The 19,887-nt window shown below is 63.1% G+C and carries 21 protein-coding genes; 6 read left to right on the top strand and 15 right to left on the bottom strand.

Going from position 1 to position 19,887, the window contains the following annotated elements; all coding sequences use genetic code 11:
* Position 1 precedes the first annotated feature (1 nt).
* The 7 genes from ACWTU7_RS14735 to ACWTU7_RS14705 form a co-directional block, all read right to left on the bottom strand.
* Complete coding sequence (locus ACWTU7_RS14735) at positions 2-514, bottom strand: TRAP transporter small permease (RefSeq protein WP_029355085.1); 513 nt, start codon at positions 512-514, stop codon at positions 2-4.
* A gap of 59 nt (positions 515-573) precedes the next feature.
* Positions 574-1,551 carry a TRAP transporter substrate-binding protein DctP gene (gene dctP, locus ACWTU7_RS14730; protein ID WP_455838924.1) on the bottom strand — a complete coding sequence of 326 codons (978 nt, stop codon included), beginning with the start codon at positions 1,549-1,551 and terminating at the stop codon, positions 574-576.
* Between the two features lie 93 nt (positions 1,552-1,644).
* On the bottom strand, positions 1,645-2,193 hold the full coding sequence (locus ACWTU7_RS14725) for a flavin reductase family protein (protein WP_455838923.1): 549 nt from the start codon (positions 2,191-2,193) through the stop codon (positions 1,645-1,647).
* The gene (locus tag ACWTU7_RS14720; RefSeq protein WP_455839030.1) at positions 2,190-3,284 is read right to left on the bottom strand and encodes an LLM class flavin-dependent oxidoreductase; all 1,095 of its coding nucleotides are present in this window, start codon (positions 3,282-3,284) and stop codon (positions 2,190-2,192) included. Before ACWTU7_RS14720 ends, ACWTU7_RS14725 begins: the two co-directional genes overlap by 4 nt.
* Positions 3,284-4,000, bottom strand: coding sequence for a GntR family transcriptional regulator (locus ACWTU7_RS14715; RefSeq protein ID WP_455838922.1), 717 nt, complete (start codon positions 3,998-4,000; stop codon positions 3,284-3,286). Before ACWTU7_RS14715 ends, ACWTU7_RS14720 begins: the two co-directional genes overlap by 1 nt.
* Before the next feature lie 370 nt (positions 4,001-4,370).
* Positions 4,371-5,039, bottom strand: coding sequence for a Vgb family protein (locus ACWTU7_RS14710; protein ID WP_287336629.1), 669 nt, complete (start codon positions 5,037-5,039; stop codon positions 4,371-4,373).
* 40 nt (positions 5,040-5,079) lie between these two features.
* Positions 5,080-6,300, bottom strand: a complete 1,221-nt coding sequence (locus ACWTU7_RS14705) for a helix-turn-helix domain-containing protein (protein WP_455838921.1) — start codon at positions 6,298-6,300, stop codon at positions 5,080-5,082.
* A 133-nt stretch (positions 6,301-6,433) separates the two neighbouring features.
* Here ACWTU7_RS14705 and ACWTU7_RS14700 point away from each other — a divergent pair, with 133 nt between their 5' ends.
* Positions 6,434-7,204, top strand: a complete 771-nt coding sequence (locus ACWTU7_RS14700; protein ID WP_455838920.1) for a DUF899 domain-containing protein — start codon at positions 6,434-6,436, stop codon at positions 7,202-7,204.
* Between the two features lie 6 nt (positions 7,205-7,210).
* Complete coding sequence (locus tag ACWTU7_RS14695) at positions 7,211-7,516, top strand: hypothetical protein (protein WP_455838919.1); 306 nt, start codon at positions 7,211-7,213, stop codon at positions 7,514-7,516.
* A 79-nt stretch (positions 7,517-7,595) separates the two neighbouring features.
* Here the strand turns inward: ACWTU7_RS14695 and ACWTU7_RS14690 are convergent, their stop codons facing one another.
* From ACWTU7_RS14690 to ACWTU7_RS14655, 8 genes are all read right to left on the bottom strand, one after another.
* Positions 7,596-8,633, bottom strand: coding sequence for a phosphotransferase family protein (locus ACWTU7_RS14690; protein ID WP_455838918.1), 1,038 nt, complete (start codon positions 8,631-8,633; stop codon positions 7,596-7,598).
* Between the two features lie 23 nt (positions 8,634-8,656).
* Positions 8,657-9,868 (bottom strand): acyl-CoA dehydrogenase family protein, encoded by a 1,212-nt coding sequence (locus tag ACWTU7_RS14685; protein WP_455838917.1) that lies wholly within the window; start codon positions 9,866-9,868, stop codon positions 8,657-8,659.
* Between the two features lie 137 nt (positions 9,869-10,005).
* Positions 10,006-10,314: an SMP-30/gluconolactonase/LRE family protein gene (locus ACWTU7_RS14680; RefSeq protein WP_455839029.1), complete on the bottom strand. Its 309-nt coding sequence runs from the start codon at positions 10,312-10,314 to the stop codon at positions 10,006-10,008.
* 10 nt (positions 10,315-10,324) lie between these two features.
* Positions 10,325-11,287, bottom strand: coding sequence for a 3-keto-5-aminohexanoate cleavage protein (locus ACWTU7_RS14675; RefSeq protein WP_455838916.1), 963 nt, complete (start codon positions 11,285-11,287; stop codon positions 10,325-10,327).
* Positions 11,284-12,231 (bottom strand): 3-hydroxyacyl-CoA dehydrogenase, encoded by a 948-nt coding sequence (locus tag ACWTU7_RS14670; RefSeq protein ID WP_455838915.1) that lies wholly within the window; start codon positions 12,229-12,231, stop codon positions 11,284-11,286. The genes ACWTU7_RS14675 and ACWTU7_RS14670 overlap by 4 nt, the downstream gene beginning before the upstream one ends.
* A gap of 10 nt (positions 12,232-12,241) precedes the next feature.
* Positions 12,242-13,063 (bottom strand): SDR family oxidoreductase, encoded by an 822-nt coding sequence (locus ACWTU7_RS14665; RefSeq protein WP_455838914.1) that lies wholly within the window; start codon positions 13,061-13,063, stop codon positions 12,242-12,244.
* A 247-nt stretch (positions 13,064-13,310) separates the two neighbouring features.
* Positions 13,311-13,898, bottom strand: coding sequence for a sulfocyanin-like copper-binding protein (locus ACWTU7_RS14660; RefSeq protein WP_455838913.1), 588 nt, complete (start codon positions 13,896-13,898; stop codon positions 13,311-13,313).
* A 244-nt stretch (positions 13,899-14,142) separates the two neighbouring features.
* Positions 14,143-14,814, bottom strand: a complete 672-nt coding sequence (locus ACWTU7_RS14655) for a GntR family transcriptional regulator (RefSeq protein ID WP_455838912.1) — start codon at positions 14,812-14,814, stop codon at positions 14,143-14,145.
* A 146-nt stretch (positions 14,815-14,960) separates the two neighbouring features.
* On the opposite strand from ACWTU7_RS14655, the gene ACWTU7_RS14650 reads away from it, so the two are divergent.
* Genes ACWTU7_RS14650 through ACWTU7_RS14635 form a run of 4 tightly spaced genes read left to right on the top strand, consistent with a single transcriptional unit; the run spans position 14,961 to position 19,870 of the window.
* Positions 14,961-15,548: an amino acid synthesis family protein gene (locus tag ACWTU7_RS14650; RefSeq protein ID WP_065007144.1), complete on the top strand. Its 588-nt coding sequence runs from the start codon at positions 14,961-14,963 to the stop codon at positions 15,546-15,548.
* Positions 15,541-17,349 carry an alpha/beta fold hydrolase gene (locus ACWTU7_RS14645; protein WP_455838911.1) on the top strand — a complete coding sequence of 603 codons (1,809 nt, stop codon included), beginning with the start codon at positions 15,541-15,543 and terminating at the stop codon, positions 17,347-17,349. Before ACWTU7_RS14650 ends, ACWTU7_RS14645 begins: the two co-directional genes overlap by 8 nt.
* Entirely contained in the window at positions 17,346-18,398 is a 1,053-nt protein-coding gene (locus tag ACWTU7_RS14640; RefSeq protein ID WP_455838910.1) for an LLM class flavin-dependent oxidoreductase, read from the top strand. The genes ACWTU7_RS14645 and ACWTU7_RS14640 overlap by 4 nt, the downstream gene beginning before the upstream one ends.
* Positions 18,395-19,870, top strand: coding sequence for an aldehyde dehydrogenase (locus ACWTU7_RS14635; RefSeq protein WP_455838909.1), 1,476 nt, complete (start codon positions 18,395-18,397; stop codon positions 19,868-19,870). The genes ACWTU7_RS14640 and ACWTU7_RS14635 overlap by 4 nt, the downstream gene beginning before the upstream one ends.
* Positions 19,871-19,887: the final 17 nt, after the last annotated feature.

Here is a 19,887-nt window from a genome sequence, read left to right as displayed (position 1 = left end):
GTCAGAGCCCTTCCATTTCCAAAGGATCGAGCGTGTACAGCGTGTCACGACCCACCAGGTATCTGAGCCATTCCAGCGCCGACAGGTAGAAGGCGAGCGTGATGGGCAGAAAGACCAGCCATTTCGGCATGTCGAAGCTGCGCGTCTCATATTCGCCGCCCGACACGGCGCTTATCAGAGAAGAGAGTGCGACGCTGCCAAGATAGAGGCTGACGCCAACGCAGGCGAGATAAACCAGCCTTTCAAGCACTGCCCGAGCCCGCACAGGCAGCGCCTTGCGCAGGAACTCGACGAAGACATGGCCCTTGCTGTGGACCAGCCAGGGCATCGGCAGAAATGCCGCGTAGAGCAGACCGTATTCCGTCGCCGACACCGCCCAGGCAAGCGGTCTCAGGCCCAGATTGCGGACGCATACATCGGCGACCACTGCGACGATGATCAGACCAAGCACCACCTTTGCCGCTGCTGCCAGGGCAAGGCTCAGCTTGGCAATCGCTGCAAACAATTTGTCCATTCCCGACGGCCCTCATGCCCATCTTTGATGGAGGGCGCATAAGGGCGCCCGCCATCGGACTACTGGAAGAATTTCTTCAACTGGTCGATGTTGGTGGGATCGCGTTTGGTCATTCTCGCCCAGCTCGCCTGCGTGGCAGCCGCCAGGAATTTGTCGCGGCCGGCGCCGGTCAGGCTGATCACCTTCTGCCCGCCGTCGATCATCGCCTGTGCCTGTTTTTCGGACTCGGCAAGATTGGCATCGTAGCTCTCTCGCTCGAATTCAATGGCCGTATCGGCAAGCAGCTTCTGCGCCTCGGGCGACAACGCGTCCCATTTCGTCTTGTTGATCGAGACCAGCACGTCGGTTTTGAAGAATTGCGGGTCGATGCGGTGTTTGGTGAATTTGTCCCAGCCGAAGGACGCATAGCCGAATACGGTGTAGGCGTTAGCATTGACGACGCCGCGCTCGAGCGAGGTGTAGACGTCCCCCGGCGCCTGTACGATGACCGTTGCGCCCAAGGATTCGAGGAAATCGCGATAGAGCGGCGACGAGCGGATCTTCAGGCTGCCCCAGTCAATGCTGCCCTCATGATTGAGCTTGGGTTCGTCGATGGTAAAGATATTGAAACCCGAGCCCGCGTCGACATGCGCCAGCAGATGGGCATTGGCCTTCTTCTCGAAAATTCCGCTGATGAAATCCCAGCCGCCATTCTCGCGGACCTCCCAGGGCGTCTTCGTCGATGCGGAGAAAACCTCGCCTTCGGGGACGAGCTCCAGGAACTGACCTGCCGGTGTGTCGATCACGTCGATAAGGCCGTTCTTGAGCGCTGCGCCCTGCTGAATCGGCGGAATGACCTCCGGCCCGCCACGCACGTTGATCTGAACCACGCCTTTGCCCCTTTCGTTCACCTTTTGAACGAACTTCAGGAAACTCTGTGCGTAGCCGTTCTGCGTCGGCGTAAAATGCACGGCGTTGAGGACGACCTCTTCGGCCGTTGCGATACCCGCTACACCCGACATAAGTGCCGCCAGAACAAGGGATTTCCAAATGCGCATTGCCGTACTCCCTCTAGATCACTTCGCCTATGATCGGGCCCATGATCGGGCCGATCTGAAATTGCAATCGCTGCGCCGCCGCGTGAACGGCGGTTAGTTGGCCTCATCTCCTACTGTCACGAACCGTCCATGCGCGTAGAAGACCGGCGATCGGTCGGCGCGATCCAGCGCGACCCCCGAGACGATGCCGATCACGATCATGTGCGTTGCTCGCGCGATGATTTCGGCCACCCGGCACTCGAACATTGCCCGCGCGCCGACAAGCAAGGGCGCGCCGGTTTCGCCGCGCACCCATGATCCGGACGAGAACCGCGCGACGCCCTTGGCTTTGGTCATGCCGCCAAAGGCGCGCGCAACATTCTCCTGGTCGCCGGCAGGAAGATTGACGGAGAAGGGCAAGCCTTCGCGGATGGCCGAAGCAAAGGTGCTGCTGCGCTTGACGCAGGCCAGCAGCGACGGCGGCTCGGCACTGAATGAGCAGACGGCCGTCGCCGTGATGCCGCAAAAGCCCATCTCGTCATGCTCCGACGCGAGGATGGCGACCGAGCCCGCCACCGCCCGCATCGCCTGCTTGAAGGCGCGCGGATTTATGGCGTGGTGCCCATGCACCCATGTCGTCGGAATGGCGGCCGCCGGCGTCAATTTACGCGAAGCCCGGCCTGGCGCATCAGCGGCAGCACGCGGTCACAGAAGAAGGGCAATTCGTAGGTGTAGTTGACGAATGTGAGGGCGGCGCCGGAATAACCCTGGTCCATGATTTCAGTGAGATCGTCGACGATTTTTTCCGGTGTGCCGATGAGCGGAAACGTTCCAGCACCGCCGGCGAACCTTTGCCGATACTCAGTGAAGGCCTTCGCGTCGTGGGAGTTCGCGAATTCCTTCTTCTTGCGCATATGCTCGTCGACCGCGCCTTCGTCCGCGCATTCCAGCGCGTAGCGCCGGTAATAATCCTCGGCTTCTTGCTGGGTCTCGCGGCAGACGACGTGGCAGACCGTATAGACGCCGACTTCGCGTCCAACTTCAGCCGCTCGGTTGGTGATGTCGACCACATGCGCGCGGCCATCGGCGATTTCGGAAAAAGTCGAAAACAAATAGTCGCAGTGGCGCGCCGCATAGTTGCGCCCCGGTGCGCCGAAGGCGGCGTTCATGGTCACCGGGCGCGGCGCCTGCAGGCTTGGCGGGCGGCTGACAACCCCCTTCAGATCATAGAACTCGCCGCCGAAGTCGAACGGCTCCCTGGATTGGTAGGCACGCTCGATGATGTTGATCCATTCTTCGGCCTGATCGTAGGTCCGGTCGCCGACCGTCTGCCCGAACATGGCGAACTCGTCCGGGTTCCAGCCGCAGACAATGTTCAAGCCGGCACGCCCGTTGGAGATGTGGTCGACGGTCGCCAGCGCTTTTGCAGCCTGCAGCGGATGAACCAGCGGCACATGCACCGTCATGAACAGACCGATGTTCTCCGTCGCGACGGCGAGACCCGCCGCCCAGGTGAAAGTCTCAAACGACCATTCCCGCACATGCGTCAAACCGCCGAAGCCGCGCCAGCGCGCTATCGGCAGCAGAAACTCCAGGCCGGCGCGATCGGCGATGCAGGCAGAATTGAGGTTGTCTTCCCAGCGGGCGCGCCAGCGCTCGGGAACGGTGGTCATTGCCAGGCCGCCATCGGCGTTCATCGAGAAGACACCGAGCTTGAACCTGTTCGGCCCTTTCAGCGGATGCTGCTTTCTGATCATGATTTTCCCTGCCGCGGGATGCTCACAGCTTCATCGTTGAACTGTTGCAACGGTGGGCTCAGCTTCATGAAACGCTCCTCGGCGTTCTGAATGAAGTGGGTCATGCGGTCGTAGGCCGCTACAGCATCGCGCTTGACGAACGCATCGTAGATTGCGCGCATGCCGGCCACGATGACGGCCTGCGTCGGCTGGTGTGACAGCGTCTTTAACCGGACGACGAGCACGTGGTCGGCGAAGCGGGCAATTGTTTGTGAAAGGCGGTCGTTCTCGACGGCGCCGAGCCAACAATTCCTGAATGCCGAATTGGCCTGGAAAAAGCTGTCGGCATCGCCGGCGACGGCCGCTGCCTCTGCCTCCTGAAGTGCGGCTGCCAGCGTCTTGAGGCCAGCGGCATCAAGTGTTCGTGCGGCATGCGCGGCGGCCCGCGGTTCGAGCAGGCGGCGGACCTCGAAGATGTTGGCGACGTCCGTCGTGGTAAGCGTGGGCAGGGTGAAGCCGCGTGTCGTGCCGACGAGATAGCCCTCATGCACCAACTGCATCAACGCGTCGCGGACAGGCATTCTGGAGATGCCAAGTTGGGCGGCAATATCGACGTCGACGAGCTTCCGGCCAGGCGCCAGTTCGCCGCGTTGTATCGTCAGGCGGATCTGTTGATAGACCTGGGCACGCAGGTTGCCCTCGCCTACCCGTTTGAGCTCTATGGTCTCCGCCATCCACGCCTCCCCACGCGAAGATTTCGTATATGATTTGAGGCCGTGTTCTCGCGGTCGTGCCGTTTGAAATCCAGCCACATGTCGGGAGAATTCGACCTGTCAGCCATTTCCACGGCCCAAGTGGAGCATAGGCGGGATCTCCTGGCAAGGTATTTTAAGTCTATAATGTATACTGTTTCGATTCACGCTCGGAGGGCAGCGACGACGGCGCTATGTGTGCTTCAAAAAAACGGGGCGCGGCGACAGGCCATCGGCTCGCGCAAGGCTCCGGGGATGCAGCCCGCCACGTCGATGGTCACATGATCTGCTGGCCCGGTCCCGGCGGACGGTTCGTCGAGGTGGGAAAACTCGCCCCCCAGGTCCGCTTCGGCTACTTGCTCGTGCGGTCGGCCCGGACTTCGGAGCCCCGCCTGGGCCGGCGGATGGCTCTCACCTTGCCGCTGTTTCCACCGCCGCAGAAGAACTGATCGCCACCATCGGACTCGAGCCCCGACACGCCTGTTCCAGGGGGCATATCAAGCTTCTCCAGGACCTTTCCGGTTTCAGGATCTATCCGCCTGACGTCGCTCTCGTCACCTTCCCAGGTGCCGTGCCAGAGTTCGCCGTCGATCCAGGTGACCCCTGTGACGATCCGGTTGGAATCGATTGTGCGAAGAACTGCCCCTGTCTGCGGGTCGATCTGATGGATTTTGCGACCGCGATTCTGCCCCACCCAAAGTGAGCCTTCGGCCCAGGCGAGACCGGAGTCGCCGCCGCCACCTGGCGCCGGAATCGTGGCGAGCACGCGGCCTGTGTTGGGATCGATCTTCTGGATGCGATCTTCGGCGATCTGGAACAGGTGCTGACCGTCGAAGGCCGTTCCTGCGTGCGCGGCGACCTCAATCGCGCGAACCACTTTCCCGCTCGCAGGATCCAAGGCGTTCAGCCTGTCTCCGGACGCAAACCAGACATGCTGACCGTCGAACGTAACCCCAGCCACCTGGTCGACACCCGGAAAGGGTCCATATTCGCGGAGGACTTCGGCTGCAGATCGTTTCATGCTTCTCCTCCAGGCTCAGATCTGTTGAATTATCCCGACACTAGTAGCCAGATAGTGAGCCGGGGAGTAACAAGATTGTCGGGAATCCCGGCACGGGCGGGGTCATCCAACGGCGCGCTCGCCCGCGACCGAACGATTGCACCTTGCCTGCTGCCGCAAGCTGCTCGAGCGATCGCTGCACGGTGCGCGAGCTGGCTCCGAGCGCAATTGCGAGCGCCGAGCTCGACCACGACTCGCCATCAGCGAGGAAGGCGAGCACCGCTGCATGCTGCTCGTCGACGGGCGGTGCCAGAACCACCACGTCGCGTGGGCGGCGCGGCTTAAGCGCAAAGCCTCGCTTGGTCGCGCTCACATCCGCCAGTGACCGCAGCTCCACGCGAAGCCGACCGACTTCGACCCGCAACCGGGCGCGATGCGATTCATCGGCGTGCTTGCCGCCGAACGCGCGGGCGACGAGCGTGCTCCGCGGCACGTCCGCGGGCCAGGCTTCGCCCAGCGTGCGGGCAAGCGCGAACAAGACCGGGCGCGTCGCGAGCGGGACGATCATGCCGGCGTCCCGCACGACATTGCGGCAGGCGTCGACGACGAGCGCTCCCGACGCGAGCAGCGCTTCGACCTCCTCAAGCAGGAGCGGGTGCTCCTCACCACGCGCGATCAGGCGCGCCGCGGGCGTGTTCATCACGAGGGATGCGCTTTCGACCTCTGCCGTCAGCGCCGGGATGTCCGCCTCGCGGGCGGCATGCTCGGCCCGCGCGAGCGCAACGCGCGCCGCCTTGGTCCGGAGGCGTCGAATCGCGAGCCCCGCAATCACCAGCTCGTGGGCGGCCCTCGACGCGGGTGGGAGCGTTGTCGGGTCGAACCCGGCGAGCCTGCTCTCGGCCTCATCGAGGCGTCCGATCAGGAGCAGGCGCCGAGCCTCGAGATTGCGCGCATGCGCGGCATTAAAGCGGTCGCCGTGCTTTTCAAGCGTCGCCCGCGCGGCGTCGAGTGCCTTCGCCGGCCACCCGAGGTCGCGCGAGACGAGCGCGATCTCGGCTTCGGCGACGACGCACCTCGCGCGAGCGACGGCTTCTTTCGGACCGAAGACGCGCGCAGCACTTTTGAGAAGAGCCTTTGCTCGAACGAGGTCGCCGAGCTGCGCCATCGCGATGCCGCGCAGCGCAAGCGCAGGCGCATCGTCACGCAGGGCGACCCGCTTCAAAGCGCCGAGGGGATCACCCGTTGCGAGGGCGCGCGCCGCAGCGGTGATCAGCGAGTCCATCGGAATCCCGTCACATTTGTAACTCTCACCATTCGATGTCCGGTCCTAATCTATCTCAGGACCAACAGCCAGCGCGCTGTATCGAAACGCGCCGTATCGAAAACGGTGCGAACATCGAGGAAGGAGACGAACGATGCCGACACACAGAACCGGAACACGTGAGGAGTGGCTGGCGGCGCGGCTTGATCTGCTCAAGGCGGAGAAGGAGCTCACGCGCCAAAGCGATGAGGTGGCGCGGCGGCGGCAGGCATTGCCTTGGGTTCGGATCGACAAGGATTACCGATTCGAGACCGATGAAGGCAGCGCCTCACTGGCAGACCTTTTCAGGGGACGCTCGCAGCTCCTCGTCTACCACTTCATGTTCGGGCCCGATTACACGGCGGGCTGTCCGGCCTGCTCAGCGATCGCGGATGGATTCGACGGCTTCGTCCTCCACCTGGCCAACCACGACGTCACGCTTTCGGCGGTATCGCGGGCACCGCTCGCGAAGCTGCAGGCGTACAAGCGGCGAATGGGATGGACGTTCCCGTGGGCGTCCTCACACGGCAGCGACTTCAATTTCGACTTCGACGTTTCGTTCACCGAGGAGCAGCAGCGCGAGGAAGGCATCGAATACAACTATGTCCGCGAGGCACCTCTCGCCGAGATACCCTCGCGTACGACTGCCGACGGCTCCGAGACGTTCGCTGCAATGAGCGGAACAGACATTGCCACGTACACGCGCGAGAGGCCAGGCATGAGCACGTTCGTGCTCGAGGACGGCGTCGTCTACCACGCCTATTCCACCTATGCGCGCGGATTGGACGGCCTCTGGGGCATGTATCAGTGGCTCGACCGCGCGCCCCGAGGGCGTAACGAGACGGGCGTGTGGTGGCGCCGCCACGACGAGTACGGCCAGGGCTGACGTCCGATGACACTGCACTCCAACCACACGCAGAAGATGCCGCCCGCAGGCAGCGGATCTGCCGATTTCCCAAGCGACAATGTCGCCGCCCGCGGCGCGGCCGACTGGCTATCCCTGGCAGCCGCGCCAACCTTCGCAATGATGGCGCTGCTGACGGCCGTCACGGGTGATGCGGACATGATCTGCTCGGCGGCGCAAGATGCGTCGCCGCTGAGCGGAATGGTCATGATGTACTTGCTGATGAGCGCCTTCCATTTGGCGCCTTGGCTGAAGCTGGTCGCCAGCCGACGAAGCGCTGTCCGCCGGTCGTGATCCAGCGTTCGCAAAGCCTCTGGGATTGGATTGCTGACACCGCGTGTATAGGAAAAGGACCTGGGCCCGAACGCTCCCCTCAGGCGGCGCCCCACGGTCTTGCCCCGTCGATAATCTCTTGAGCGCGTACGGCAAAGCGGCCGGCGAGAGGCGACGTGCTGGCGGCATCGGCCGACGCCGCGCTGCCTTCCCGCGCCCGGTCGGCGATGCCGACGAAGATCACCGCAAAACGGAACAGCGAAAAAACCAGGTGGAAGCGTTGCAGGGGCGCGGTGGGCACGGCATGGGCGAAATAATGGTCGAGGAATTCGCGCTGGCTGGGGATGCCGAGTGTCTCGTGATCGAGGCCGAGGATACCGCCATATTCGTCCGGGGCCGAATGCCAGGTCATCGAGCAAAAGCCGAGATCGGCGAGCGGATGGCCGATCGTCGACAGCTCCCAATCGAGAATGCCGATCACCTGCGGCTTGTCAGGATGGAACAGCAGATTTCCGAGGCGGAAGTCGCCATGGGCGATCGACACGCGCCCATCATCCACGGGCATATGCTGCGGTAGCCAGTCGGCGACCGCTTCGAGTGCCGGAATTCTGTCGCTCGGCGATTCCCTGAGCTGCCTGGTCCAGCGGCCAATTTGGCGCTCGAAATAGTTGCCGGGCCGGCCGTAGTCGCCGAGACCGACCTCGTCGGGACGGACGGCATGCAATTTGGCCATCGCTTCCGCCATGCCGAAATAGATGCCGCGTCGCTCGGCGGGCGAAAGGCCAGGCAGCGAACAATCGTGGAAGACGCGACCATCCAGCCGCTCCATCAGGTAGAAGGGCGTGCCGAGCAGCTCGGCACCGTCGTGATAGAGCACCGGCCCGGGCACCGGGACGTTGGTCGGTGCCAGCGCTTCAAGCACGCGGAATTCGCGATCGACGGCATGCGCCCCGCGCAGGATCGGCCCGGCCGGCTTCTTGCGCAGCACCAGGCGATGCGCACCATAGTCCACGAAATAGGTAGGATTGGACTGTCCGCCGCCGATCCGCCCGAGCGACATTGAGGCATCGCCGAAGCGGCTCGCGAGAAAACCCTTCAATGCCGCAGGATCGAAGTCCGCATTCAACGGCTGCGCCATCTTTCCTCCTGAGCGCGCGTCCCTTATGCCTCGCCTTCGACAGTCCAGCGCCAGAAGCCCCTCTCTTCCTCATTGAGGAAACGGTTCAGCACCATCTTGTGGACCTCATCGGCACCGTCGACCAGCCGCGCCTGGCGAGCATAGCGGTAAATCCATTCGAGCACCGTGTCCTTGGAATAGCCCCGCGCGCCATTGATCTGGATCGCCACATCGGCCGCGTCATGCAGCACATTGGCGACCTGGACCTTGGCCATCGACACTTCCTTGCGGGCAAAGCCGCCGCGGTCCAGTTCCCACGCAGCCTTCATCACCAGGATGCGGCCGATCTCGATGCGCATGGCGAGGTCGCCGAGCTTCAGCTGGACGCTTTCGCGGTCGGCGAGACGCTGGCCGAAACCATGGCGCTCGGCAGCGTAGGCGCGCGCGATCTCGACGCAGCGCCTGGACAGTCCGAGCCAGCGCATGCAGTGGGTAAGTCGTGCCGGGCCGAGCCGCACCTGCGTCACCTTCATGCCCCTGCCTTCGCCGACCAGCATGTCTTCGACAGGGATTTCGAGCCCATCGAATTCCAGCTCGCAATGCCCGCCATGCTCCTCCGGGCCCATGATCTCGATGCGGCGCATGATGCGCCAGCCCGGCTGGTCCTTGTGGAACATCAGGGCCGACAGACCATGGCGCGGGTCGTCCGAGGTTCGCGCGATCAGAATGAAATGGCTGGCCTCCTCCGCGCCGGTGATGAACCATTTGCGGCCGGTCACCACATATTTGTCGCCGCGCCGCTTCGCACGCGTCATAATCATCGAAGGATCAGAGCCGCCGCCGGGGTGCGGTTCGGTCATGGCAAAGGCCGAGCGCACCTTGCCCTCGACGATCGGCTTCAGCCATTTTTGCTTTTGCGCCGGTGTGCCGAGCGCCTCCAGAACCATCATGTTGCCATCGTCGGGCGCTGCCGAATTGAACACCACGGGGCCGAAGATCGACCGGTTCATCTCCTCGTAGCAGACCGCCATGTCCATCTTGCCAAGACCGGCGCCGCCGGTTTCGGGCTTGAGCTGCAGGCACCACAGGCCCGCCATCCGCGCCTTGGCGCGGAGTGCCTCCAGCAGCGGCAAGGTGATATTTCCGTGCGCGTCATAGGATGCCTTGTCGGCCTCGAGCGGCAGGATCTCCTGCTCGACGAAGTCGGCAATGCGGACACGGTAATCTTCGGTGCGGGCGGGAATGTCGAAATTCATGGACAACCTCTCAGGATGAAACGAGGCTGCCGCCATCGACCTCTATGGACGAGATCGCCGAAAACATTGCGTCAACATCTAGAAATCGAGCGAGCATTCGTTTCCCTATTCGCCTCTATCCCCTTTTGCAGCCGCCGTCATCCGGCGAAGCGCGGTTTGGCAACGCCTTTGATTCCAAGGCCGGTTATTGCAAACAGGCTGCCGCGCAGAACGCCATCGCCGGGAAAGCACGGCAGCGGCGGTTTTGCCATCGAGGTCACGTACAGGATGTCGAGCTTCGGTCCGCCGAACATCACGCTGGTGATCTTCTTGACGGGCATGCCGATGATGCGATCGACGCTGCCGTCTGGCGCATAACGCACCGGCCCGCCGTCGTAGACGAGGGCATTCCAGAGGAAGCCTTCGGCATCGACGGTCGACCCATCGGCGCCACCATGCGGCGACAGGCGAGCCGCCTCAGAACGCGACCTTGTCGCCGCCCTTCAGTGACAGGATCTCGCGCGCCTCGTCGGGCGTCGCCACCTCCATGCCGAGGCCCTCGATGATCTTGCGGGCAAGCACCACCTGCTCTGCGTTCGATTTGGCAAGCTTACCCTTGCCGGCCCAAAGACTGTCTTCGAGCCCGACGCGGATGTTTCCGCCAAGCGCTGCCGATTGGGCCGCGATCCGCAATTGGCTGGCGCCGGCACCGAGCACCGACCAGCGGAACTGGTCGCCGAACAGCCGGTCGGCGGTGCGCTTCATATGGGCGACATCTTCGGGGTGCGTGCCTATGCCGCCAAGCAGACCGAACACCGACTGCACGAAGAACGGCGGCTTGACCAGCCCGCGATCGGCGAAGTGCGAGAGATTGTAGAGATGGGCAATGTCGTAGCACTCGAACTCGAAGCGCGTGCCGTTGTCGTAGCAGGTCGCAAGAATGTATTCGATGTCCTTGAACGAGTTGCGAAAGACAAGGTCGCGCGTCGCTTCCAGATGTGGCCTTTCCCAGTCGAATTTGAAAGTCTCGTATTTGTCGACGAGGTGATAGAGCCCGAAATTGATCGAGCCCATGTTGAGCGAGGCGACCTCAGGCTTGAACTCGGCGGCCGGGCGCACGCGTTCCTCGACCTTCATGTAGGGACTGCCGCCAGTGGTGATGTTGATGGCGGCATTGGTGGCTTGCTTGATGCGCGGCAGGAAGCGGGCGAACGCCGCCGGCGTCTGGTCAGGCTTGCCGGTCTCGGGGTCGCGGGCATGCAGGTGCAGGATCGCCGCGCCTGCCTCCGATGCCGCGATCGCCTCGGCGGCGATCTGGTCCGGCGTGATCGGCAGATAGGGCGACATGGTCGGCGTGTGGATCGCCCCGGTCACCGCACAGGTGATGATAACTTTGCCTTTGGTCAGCTGGGCGCCGGGCTTGCGGCTTGTTTCCGTCATCTTCCAAACTCCTGATCCGATCTTTTCTTGTGCGCCGCCAGCGCCATCAGCCGGCGGTCGCGCCACACCTGCCGTTCGACGAGTTCTTCCCGCGGCAGCCGCTTGCGGCGGTCGGCCTCGACGGTTGCCATGACCTCGCCCGCCCAGTCGACGCGACGCAGCATCTGCGGAAAGATGTTGGCATAGATCGTCTGATAGCGCTCGACATAGTCGCGCACGCCGCCCGGCGCATTGAGGTCGATCGTTTCGAACGGACCCATGAACGACCAGCGCAGCGCCAATCCGTCGCGAATGCCGATATCGACGTCCTCGACGCTGGCATAGCCGTCGGCGACAAGGCGAAAAGCTTCCTCCAGCAGCGCGCCCTGCAGGCGGTTCATGATGAAGCCGTCGAGTTCGTGCTTCATCACCAGCGGCGCGTGGCCTGCGGCGACGAGAAGGGCGCGGGTCCTTTCGATTGTTTCGGAAGACGTCCATGGCGCCGGCACGACTTCCGCGGCCGGGATGAGATAGGGAGGATTGATCGGATGCACGACCAGGCAGCGGTGCCGCCCTTGCAGATGATCGGTAAATTTCGACGGCAACAGCGCCGAGGTGGAACTGGCGATCACCGCTTGCGGAGCGGCAATTGCATCGATCCGAGAGAACACCTCGCGCTTCACATCGACGTTTTCCGGCGTGTTCTCCTGGATATGGACCGCATCGGCCAGAGCTTCTTCGAGCTCAGCAATGACGGCAATGCGACCAAGCACGACGTCGATTGCCTGTCCCCGCAGCAGATCGTTCGCAGCGAGGTCGCCCAGCACGCCGGCGATGTAATCGTGCGCACCCTCGGTCGCGGCCGGCGACTGGTCCCACATCCGCACATCATGGCCGGCGCGGGCAAAACTGATCGCCCACGCCCGTCCGATGAACCCGCTGCCTATAATTGCTACCTTCGTCATGGTCGGTTCCTCAAAGCGTTTCGACATTGCCGTCGACGCCGAGCGACTGGCCGGAAATATTGATACCCGCATCGGACAGCAGGAAGGCGACCATTGCGGCGACGTCATAGGGGCTGGTCATGCGGCGCAGCGAGATGTTCTGGAGATAGCGCTCCGTCATCTCCTCGTTCGACACACCGAGCTGCCTGGCCCGGTCGGCGATGACCTTGTCGATGCGTGGTCCCTCGATGATCCCGGGCAGGATGGCGTTGACCCTTATGCCGTGCGGCCCGAGTTCCTTGGCGAGGCTCTGCGTGAAACCGATGACGCCGAACTTGGCGGCCGAATAGGGGGTGCGGAAAGCGTAGCCGTGGCGGCCGGCGGCGGACGACATCGAGACGATCGAGCCGCCGCCCGCCGCCTTGATCAGCGGCACGGCGCGCCGGGCGCACAGGAACTGGCCGGTCAGGCAGATGTCGATGCAGCGCCGCCAGTCCGCCGGATCGATTTCGTCGACGCCGCCGGTCGGCCCGGCGATGCCGGCATTGTTGATCAGCGCGTCGAGGCCGCCGAGCTTTTCCTTCACGGTCTCGAACAGCCGGTCGACGTCGGCTTCGCGCGAGACATCGGCCTTGACTGCGGCGACGAGGCCGATCTTGTCCGGAGCAGCGGCCAGCGCCTCGTCCGAAACGTCGCAGACGACGATGCGCGCGCCGAGCCGCGACAGCGTGTCGGCAATGGCCAAGCCGATGCCGCCGGCGCCCGCTGTCACCAGCACGCGCTGCCCCTTCAGCCCGGTCAGAAAATCGTCCGCCGATGACGGTGCCCCTTTACTTATCGCCGTCGCACTCATCGTCCGTCCTTTCTCATTGCAGCCGCCGTTCGCGCAGCGCCATGACAGCGCCCAGAACGACCAGGCCGTACAGTATTGCCCTTGTGGCATAGGGCAGCTGAAATAGTGACGAAAGCATTGCCCGCTGGTGACTTGGCGAGCAAAGGCAGCTGCTCGGGCACGCCAGGCTTTCGAATTTCCGGTAAGCCGCCTTGGGTTGCATTGATCTCCACGACCAAGCCATGGCGCGGGCTTGCTCGCGTAGCTCCTAAGGCCGTCCTGGGGGCTGCTCCTGCGGAAATTTGTTTTCGTCTATGATTGCCACGGCCTGCTCGATGCTGTCTCTCACCTCGAAACCGATCCAATGTCCGTCCATTAGATGCGTTTGCCTCCCGCAGGCGAGGAAATAGCTCCCGGCCTGCTGCGCAACAAAGTTGAGTTGCCTCCGCTCATTGATTTTAATTCCCTCTGGCGGATCGGTGTACACCCCCCAGATCGCATCCTCGGCCGTCAACTTCACTGGCATCTCTGACGGAGCGTAGACCCTGGTCACCATCAGGCTGTGCCGGAAAGACGAGGAGCCATTGATGAACTCGATCTCTACCGACCATTCTGCTGGCACGACGATGGTGAGATTGCCGCCCCAGTAACCGTTGAAGTCAATAATGTCGGTCCGGATGTTGTCCCTGCGATACCGCTCGACTTGGTTCCAATCGGCAACAATCTCTATGGCCACTGTCTTGGCTGCAGGATCGTTCTTGATCCAGCTCGGGACGAAAGGCTCCCCAGCCAGCGCAATTCCAGGCAATAATGCCAAGGCGACGGCGAGAAGGGCAAGGTGAGCAAAGCGCGCCATCGCAATCAGAGGCTCCTCCCGAGCGGAGCGGCCGAGCGCAAGCGACCACCAATCGAGGTCGACCTGGCTTGTTCCCTAAGGAAGAGAATACGCTCGAAATAGCATCCACACCAGCAAACCCGGAGTGCGCTATCAGGAACAACGCCATTGTTGCTGCTATGTCATCGGGTTGGATGCGTGTTGGAATGCCTGCGGTGCGTCAATGCGAGGGCGACGGGCGATTCCCTAATGTGAAGTTTCTGCCTCAGCTATCGCGAAGGGTCTGTTGCGCAATTCGCCACGCCTGCTCCACATGTCGCCGGGCCGCGGCTTCGGCATCATCGCCGTTGCGCGACCTGATCGCGTTCATGATGTCGGTCATTTCGGCGATTGCGGCATCGCGACGATTCACCGAAGCGATGGTCATGGAACGCAGTTGGTTGATGCGGACGTTCAAACCCTGGACGATCTCCCAGGCGATGCGCTTGTCGGCGGCATCGAAAAGCACTTCATAGAATTTTGTAGTCGCCCGCATCACCTCGATCGGATTGGCTGAGGCCCACGCCGTGAGCAGCACATCCAATGCGCCCTCAAGCGCGGCGATCTGGTCCTGCGTCGCCGTGAGCGCACAGGCACGCGCTGCGATGCCCTCCATCAGAGCGCGCAGTTCGTAAATCTCGTCGGTGCGGCTGAGATCTGGGCGGGCAACGGCAGGTCCGTGGCCAGGTATCATCTGGACAAGCCCCTCGGTCTCCAACTGCCGCAGAACTTCGCGCACCACCGAGCGACTGACGCCGAGCTGGTCGCAAAGCGGCCGTTCGACCAATCTTTCGCCGGGCTGGAAGTGAAACCCCATGATCGCGTCTCGCATGCGCTCCAGCGCCAGTGTTCTGAGCGTCTTGGTGGATCGTTCGATCCTGAGCGTGTCGTCGGCCAATTCTTCTCTCCCAGCATCCGCAAAGAAACAGATTCGACGATCCGTTGACAAGGGATTTGGTTTTCAGTAGCATGGTATACCATAATATTGTCGAGGCAAAAGGAACTTTTCCGGATGTCTCGGCCCGATCCACCACCGAGGATTCGATGAAGCCGGCCATCCGAAAGATCGTCACCTATGTCGAGAACACGCTGATTGAAGGCGGCAAGGTGGCCCCCCGGGCGCTGCGCCTGATCGGCGTGGCGGCAGTGCTCGACAATCCCTGGGCCGGGCGCGGTTTCATCGAGGACCTTTCTCCCGAGATCCGCGCCTATGCGCCGGTTTTGGGGGAGATGCTGACCCATGAAATTCTCGCAGTCGCGGGATCCGGCGAAGCGATCGAAGGCTACGGCAAGGCCGCAATATGCGGCACTTCGGGCGAGATCGAGCATGCCTCCGCGCTCATCCACACGCTGCATTTCGGCAACCACTATCGGCGTGCCGTCGGCGCCAAGACCTATCTTGCCTTCACCAACCTCCGTGGCGGGCCGAACACACCCATCATGATCCCGCTCATGGACAAGAACGATGAAGGCCGACGTTCGCACTACCTGACAGTGCATTTCCAGATCGGCGATGCACCGGCGCCGGACGAGCTGGTGGTGGCGCTTGGCGCCTCGATTGGCGGACGACCTCATCATCGCATCGGCGACCGCTATCAGGATCTCAAGGAGGTCGGCGACCTGCATGGCTGAGCTGACCGCCCCTGGCTGGCATCGCGGAACGGCGCCTGACGGCACTGGCTTCATCCGTGCCGGATCCGGCGCGCCGGTCCTCCTCATACACGGCGTCGGCATGAATGCGGCGGTCTGGGGCCCACAGATCGAGCTGATGAGGGGCAAATGGGATGTGATCGCGATCGACATGCTGGGACACGGCCGGTCGCCGCTACCACCCGAGGACGCCAGCCTTGCCGACTATGCCGGACAGGCGATCCGGCTTCTTGATCACCTTGGCTTGGGTGCCGTCTCAATCGTTGGCCATTCAATGGGGGCGCTGGTCGGGCAGGAAATCGCGCTTGATGCTCCCGAACGGGTCCGCAGCATCGTGTCGCTCAACGCGGTCTTTCGCCGCCCGGCGGCCCTTGCGCAGGCGGTGCGCGAACGCGCCGCCGAATTAAACGGCGCGAAAAACCCGTCAGGAACGGACGCAACGATCGCGCGCTGGTTCGGCAATCCGGTCCCCGACAGCCTGGCAGAGGCCGCAAGGACGACGCGCGCGGCACTGCAAAGCGTCAACCGCGAAGGCTATGCGCGCACATATCGACTTTTCGCCCATGCGGATGCGGCGCATGGCGATCGTCTCTCGGGTCTCGCGGTGCCGGCCCTGTTCATGACCGGCTCGCATGACAGGAATTCTTCACCTGCGATGTCGGCAGCGATGGCCCGCCTCGCGCCGCGCGGTCGCTGCGTCGTTCTGGAGGGCGAACGACACATGATGGCCATAGCCTCGCCCGACGCGGTCACACGGCGCATTGTCGATTTTCTCGAGAGCAACGACAGCACAAGCACATCAGAGCTACCGGCGATGGACACAGCCTTCGACGCGGGCGAATTCAGGCGGGCGCTCGGTTCCTTCCTGACCGGCGTTACCATCGTCACCGCGATCGGGCCGGAAGGGGAGCCTCGAGGCTTTACTGCCAATTCGTTTACATCCGTTTCGCTCGATCCGCCGCTTGTTCTGGTCTGCATTGCCAAGAAAGCGCTGGGTCATCCTGTGTTTTCGACCTCGAAGTGCTTTGCCATCAACGTGCTCTCGGAGGAACAGAGAGCTGCGTCCGGCGTCTTCGCTTCGAAATCGCAGGACAAGTTCTCGGCTGTCGAATGGCGCTTCGGCCAGACCGGCAGCCCGCTGCTCGGCGGATCGGTGGCGACGTTCGACTGTGACATGGAGCAATTGGTCGACGCCGGCGATCATTCGATCCTGATCGGCCGCGTTCGCGAATTTTCTCACAATTCATCGCAGCCCCTCGGCTATTGCCGTGGCGCCTATGTCTCGCCCGGTCTCAGCCAGGAAGCGCTGGCGGCCGCGCCACCCGACATGGAGGTCGGCGCTATCCTCGAAGATGAAGGCCGCGTGCTGTTCTTCGAAACTGTCGATGGCTTTTTCGAATTGCCGGCGGGCCGAGGACTGGGGACGTCCGGCGATACACGAAGCCTTAGGGGACGCCTCGCTGCGCAGGCCATCGAGGCTCATCTCGGGTTCCTGTTTGCGGTCTGGGACGACGCAGCAAGCCCATCGCGAACGCATGTCTACTACCGCGGCACGGTAGACACGCCCCACTCCAGCGATGGCCAGGTCCAGCTCGTCGACATCGACAGGATTGCCGGACTGAACATCGCCGACACTGCTGTGCGCTCGATGCTTGCCCGCTACGTTCGCGAATGTCGGGAGGATGCGTTTGGAGTCTATGTCGGCAACGAGGTCGAAGGTGAAGTCCGTCCGCTCGCCAAGCCGGCACCCATGAACACTTCTAATCCGGGTGAACAGATATGAAGTTCTCGCTCTTCGTCCATATGGAACGCTCGGACTCGGCAAAGCCGCATGCCGAGCTCATCGACGAGCTTGAGGAACTGGTCCTGATGGCCGAGGCGGCAGGCTTCGAGACGGCCTGGATCGGCGAACACCACGGCATGGAGTTCACCATCTCGCCAAACCCGTTCATCAACATCGCCTATCTCGGCGCCAGGACGAAGCGCATCCGGCTCGGCACAGGAACGGTCATCGCGCCGTTCTGGCATCCGATCAAGCTTGCCGGCGAAGCAGCCATGACCGACGTCGTCACGGGCGGCCGGCTCGACATCGGCATCGCGCGCGGCGCCTACAGCTATGAATACCAACGCCTGTTCCCGGGGCTCGACGCCTGGGGCGCGGGCCAGCGCATGCGCGAGATCATCCCCGCTATCCAGGGTCTCTGGCAAGGCGACTTCGAGATGTCCGGGGAGTTCTGGTCGTTTCCATCGACCACCTCGTCGCCCAAGCCGGTGCAAAAACCGCACCCGCCGATCTGGGTGGCGGCGCGCGATCCCAACTCGCACGACTTCGCCGTGTCCAACGGCTGCAACGTCCAGGTGACGCCGCTCGCCTCGGGCGATGACGAAGTGACCAGCCTGATGGAGCGCTTCAACGCGGCGTGCGCGGCGCATCCGGACATGGCCCGCCCCGATATTATGCTGCTGATGCACACATTCGTTGCCGAGGACGCCGCCGATGCGGAGCAGCTGACGAAGGACCTGTCGCTGTTCTACTGCCAGTTCGGCGCCTGGTTCCAGAACAAGAAGCCTGTTCGTCAAGGCATATTGGAGGCGCTCACCGACGACGAGATCGCAGCCATGCCGCAATATGCGCCGGACAAGATCCGACAGAACCTGGTTATCGGCGAAGCCGAAGAGGTGATCGCCCGGCTGAAAGCATACGAGGCGCTCGGCTACGACCAATATTCGATCTGGATCGACAGCGGCCTGCCACACGAGCGCAAGAAAAAGTCCCTGCAGCTGTTTGTCGACAAGGTGATGCCGGCCTTCCGGCATAGGAGGCCGCAATGACCCTTGCGGCCTTCAGGAACTTCATAGATGGGGCGTTCGATACGCCGACAGCCACCTTTGAAAGCATCGATCCATCCACCGGAGCGCCCTGGGCGACGATGCCCGCCGCAACCGAGGCCGATGTCGACCGCGCCGTCGAGGCGGCGCACCGGACGCTGCGCTCCGCCGCGTGGACATCGCTGACGGCGACGGCGCGCGGCAAGCTGCTGGTGCGCGTCGGCGAGCTGGTCGTCGCCAATGCCGGCCGCCTGGCGGAACTGGAGACGCGCGACACCGGCAAGATCATCCGCGAGACCCGCGCCCAGATCGCCTATGTCGGCGACTACTACCGTTACTATGGCGGGCTTGCCGATAAGCATGAAGGCTCGCATGTGCCTATCGACAAGGCTGATATGGACGTCACCATCCGGCCCGAGCCGATCGGCGTCGTCGCTGCCGTCGTGCCATGGAACTCGCAACTCTTCCTTTCGGCCGTCAAGCTCGGCCCGGCGCTGGCGGCCGGCTGCACGGTCGTCCTGAAAGCTTCGGAGGACGGCCCAGCGCCGCTGCTGGCCTTCGCCGAACTCGTTCACGAGGCCGGATTTCCCGCCGGAAGCGTCAACATACTGACCGGGTTCGGGCACGATTGCGGCCGGCGCCTGACAAGTCATCCACTGGTTTCACGCGTCGCCTTCACCGGCGGCCCTTCGACCGCTCGCGCGGTCGTCCGCAACACGGCGGAAAATCTCGCCTACACGACGCTGGAGTTGGGCGGGAAAAGCCCTGTTGTCGTTTTCGCCGACGCAGACCTGGACAGTACGGCAAACGCGGTCGTGGCCGGGATTTTCGCGGCTTCTGGACAAAGCTGCGTCGCCGGCTCCCGACTGCTTGTCGAGCGGTCGATAAAGAGCGAGTTCCTGGACAGGCTGAAGCACAAGGCCGAGGCCATCAGAATCGGCGATCCGCAGGATCCGGCCACCGAAATGGGACCACTGGCCACGCCACGCCAGCGGGAATGGATCGAGAAGATCGTTGCCGAGAGCCTCGCCAAGGGCGGGACGCTGGTCACCGGCGGAAAAAGGCCCGACGACCATCCGCGCGGTTTCTACTACGCACCGACCATTATCGACGCCGAGGACACAGGACTGCCTTGCGTGCGGGAGGAATTGTTCGGTCCGGTGCTCAGCGTTCTCACCTTCGACACGGAAGCTGAAGCCCTGGCGCTTGCCAACGATACGCCGTTCGGCCTGGCCTCAGGCGTTTTCACCACCAATCTCGCCAAGGCGCACCGCATGGCGCGCGACATCCATGCCGGCGTCGTCTGGGTCAACACATACCGCGCCGTTTCGCCGCTCGTGCCGTTCGGCGGCTATGGTCAGTCGGGGCTCGGCCGTGAGGGCGGGCTCGACGCCATCCGCGATTACACGCGCTCGAAATCCGTCTGGATACGGATATCCGACGAGCCGATCCCGGATCCGTTCGTCATGCGATGAGGCAGCGCCGCGATCGC

The sequence above is a fragment of the Mesorhizobium sp. BHscii genome (assembly GCF_053848065.1).
This window is presented reverse-complemented; position numbering and strand designations above follow the sequence as displayed.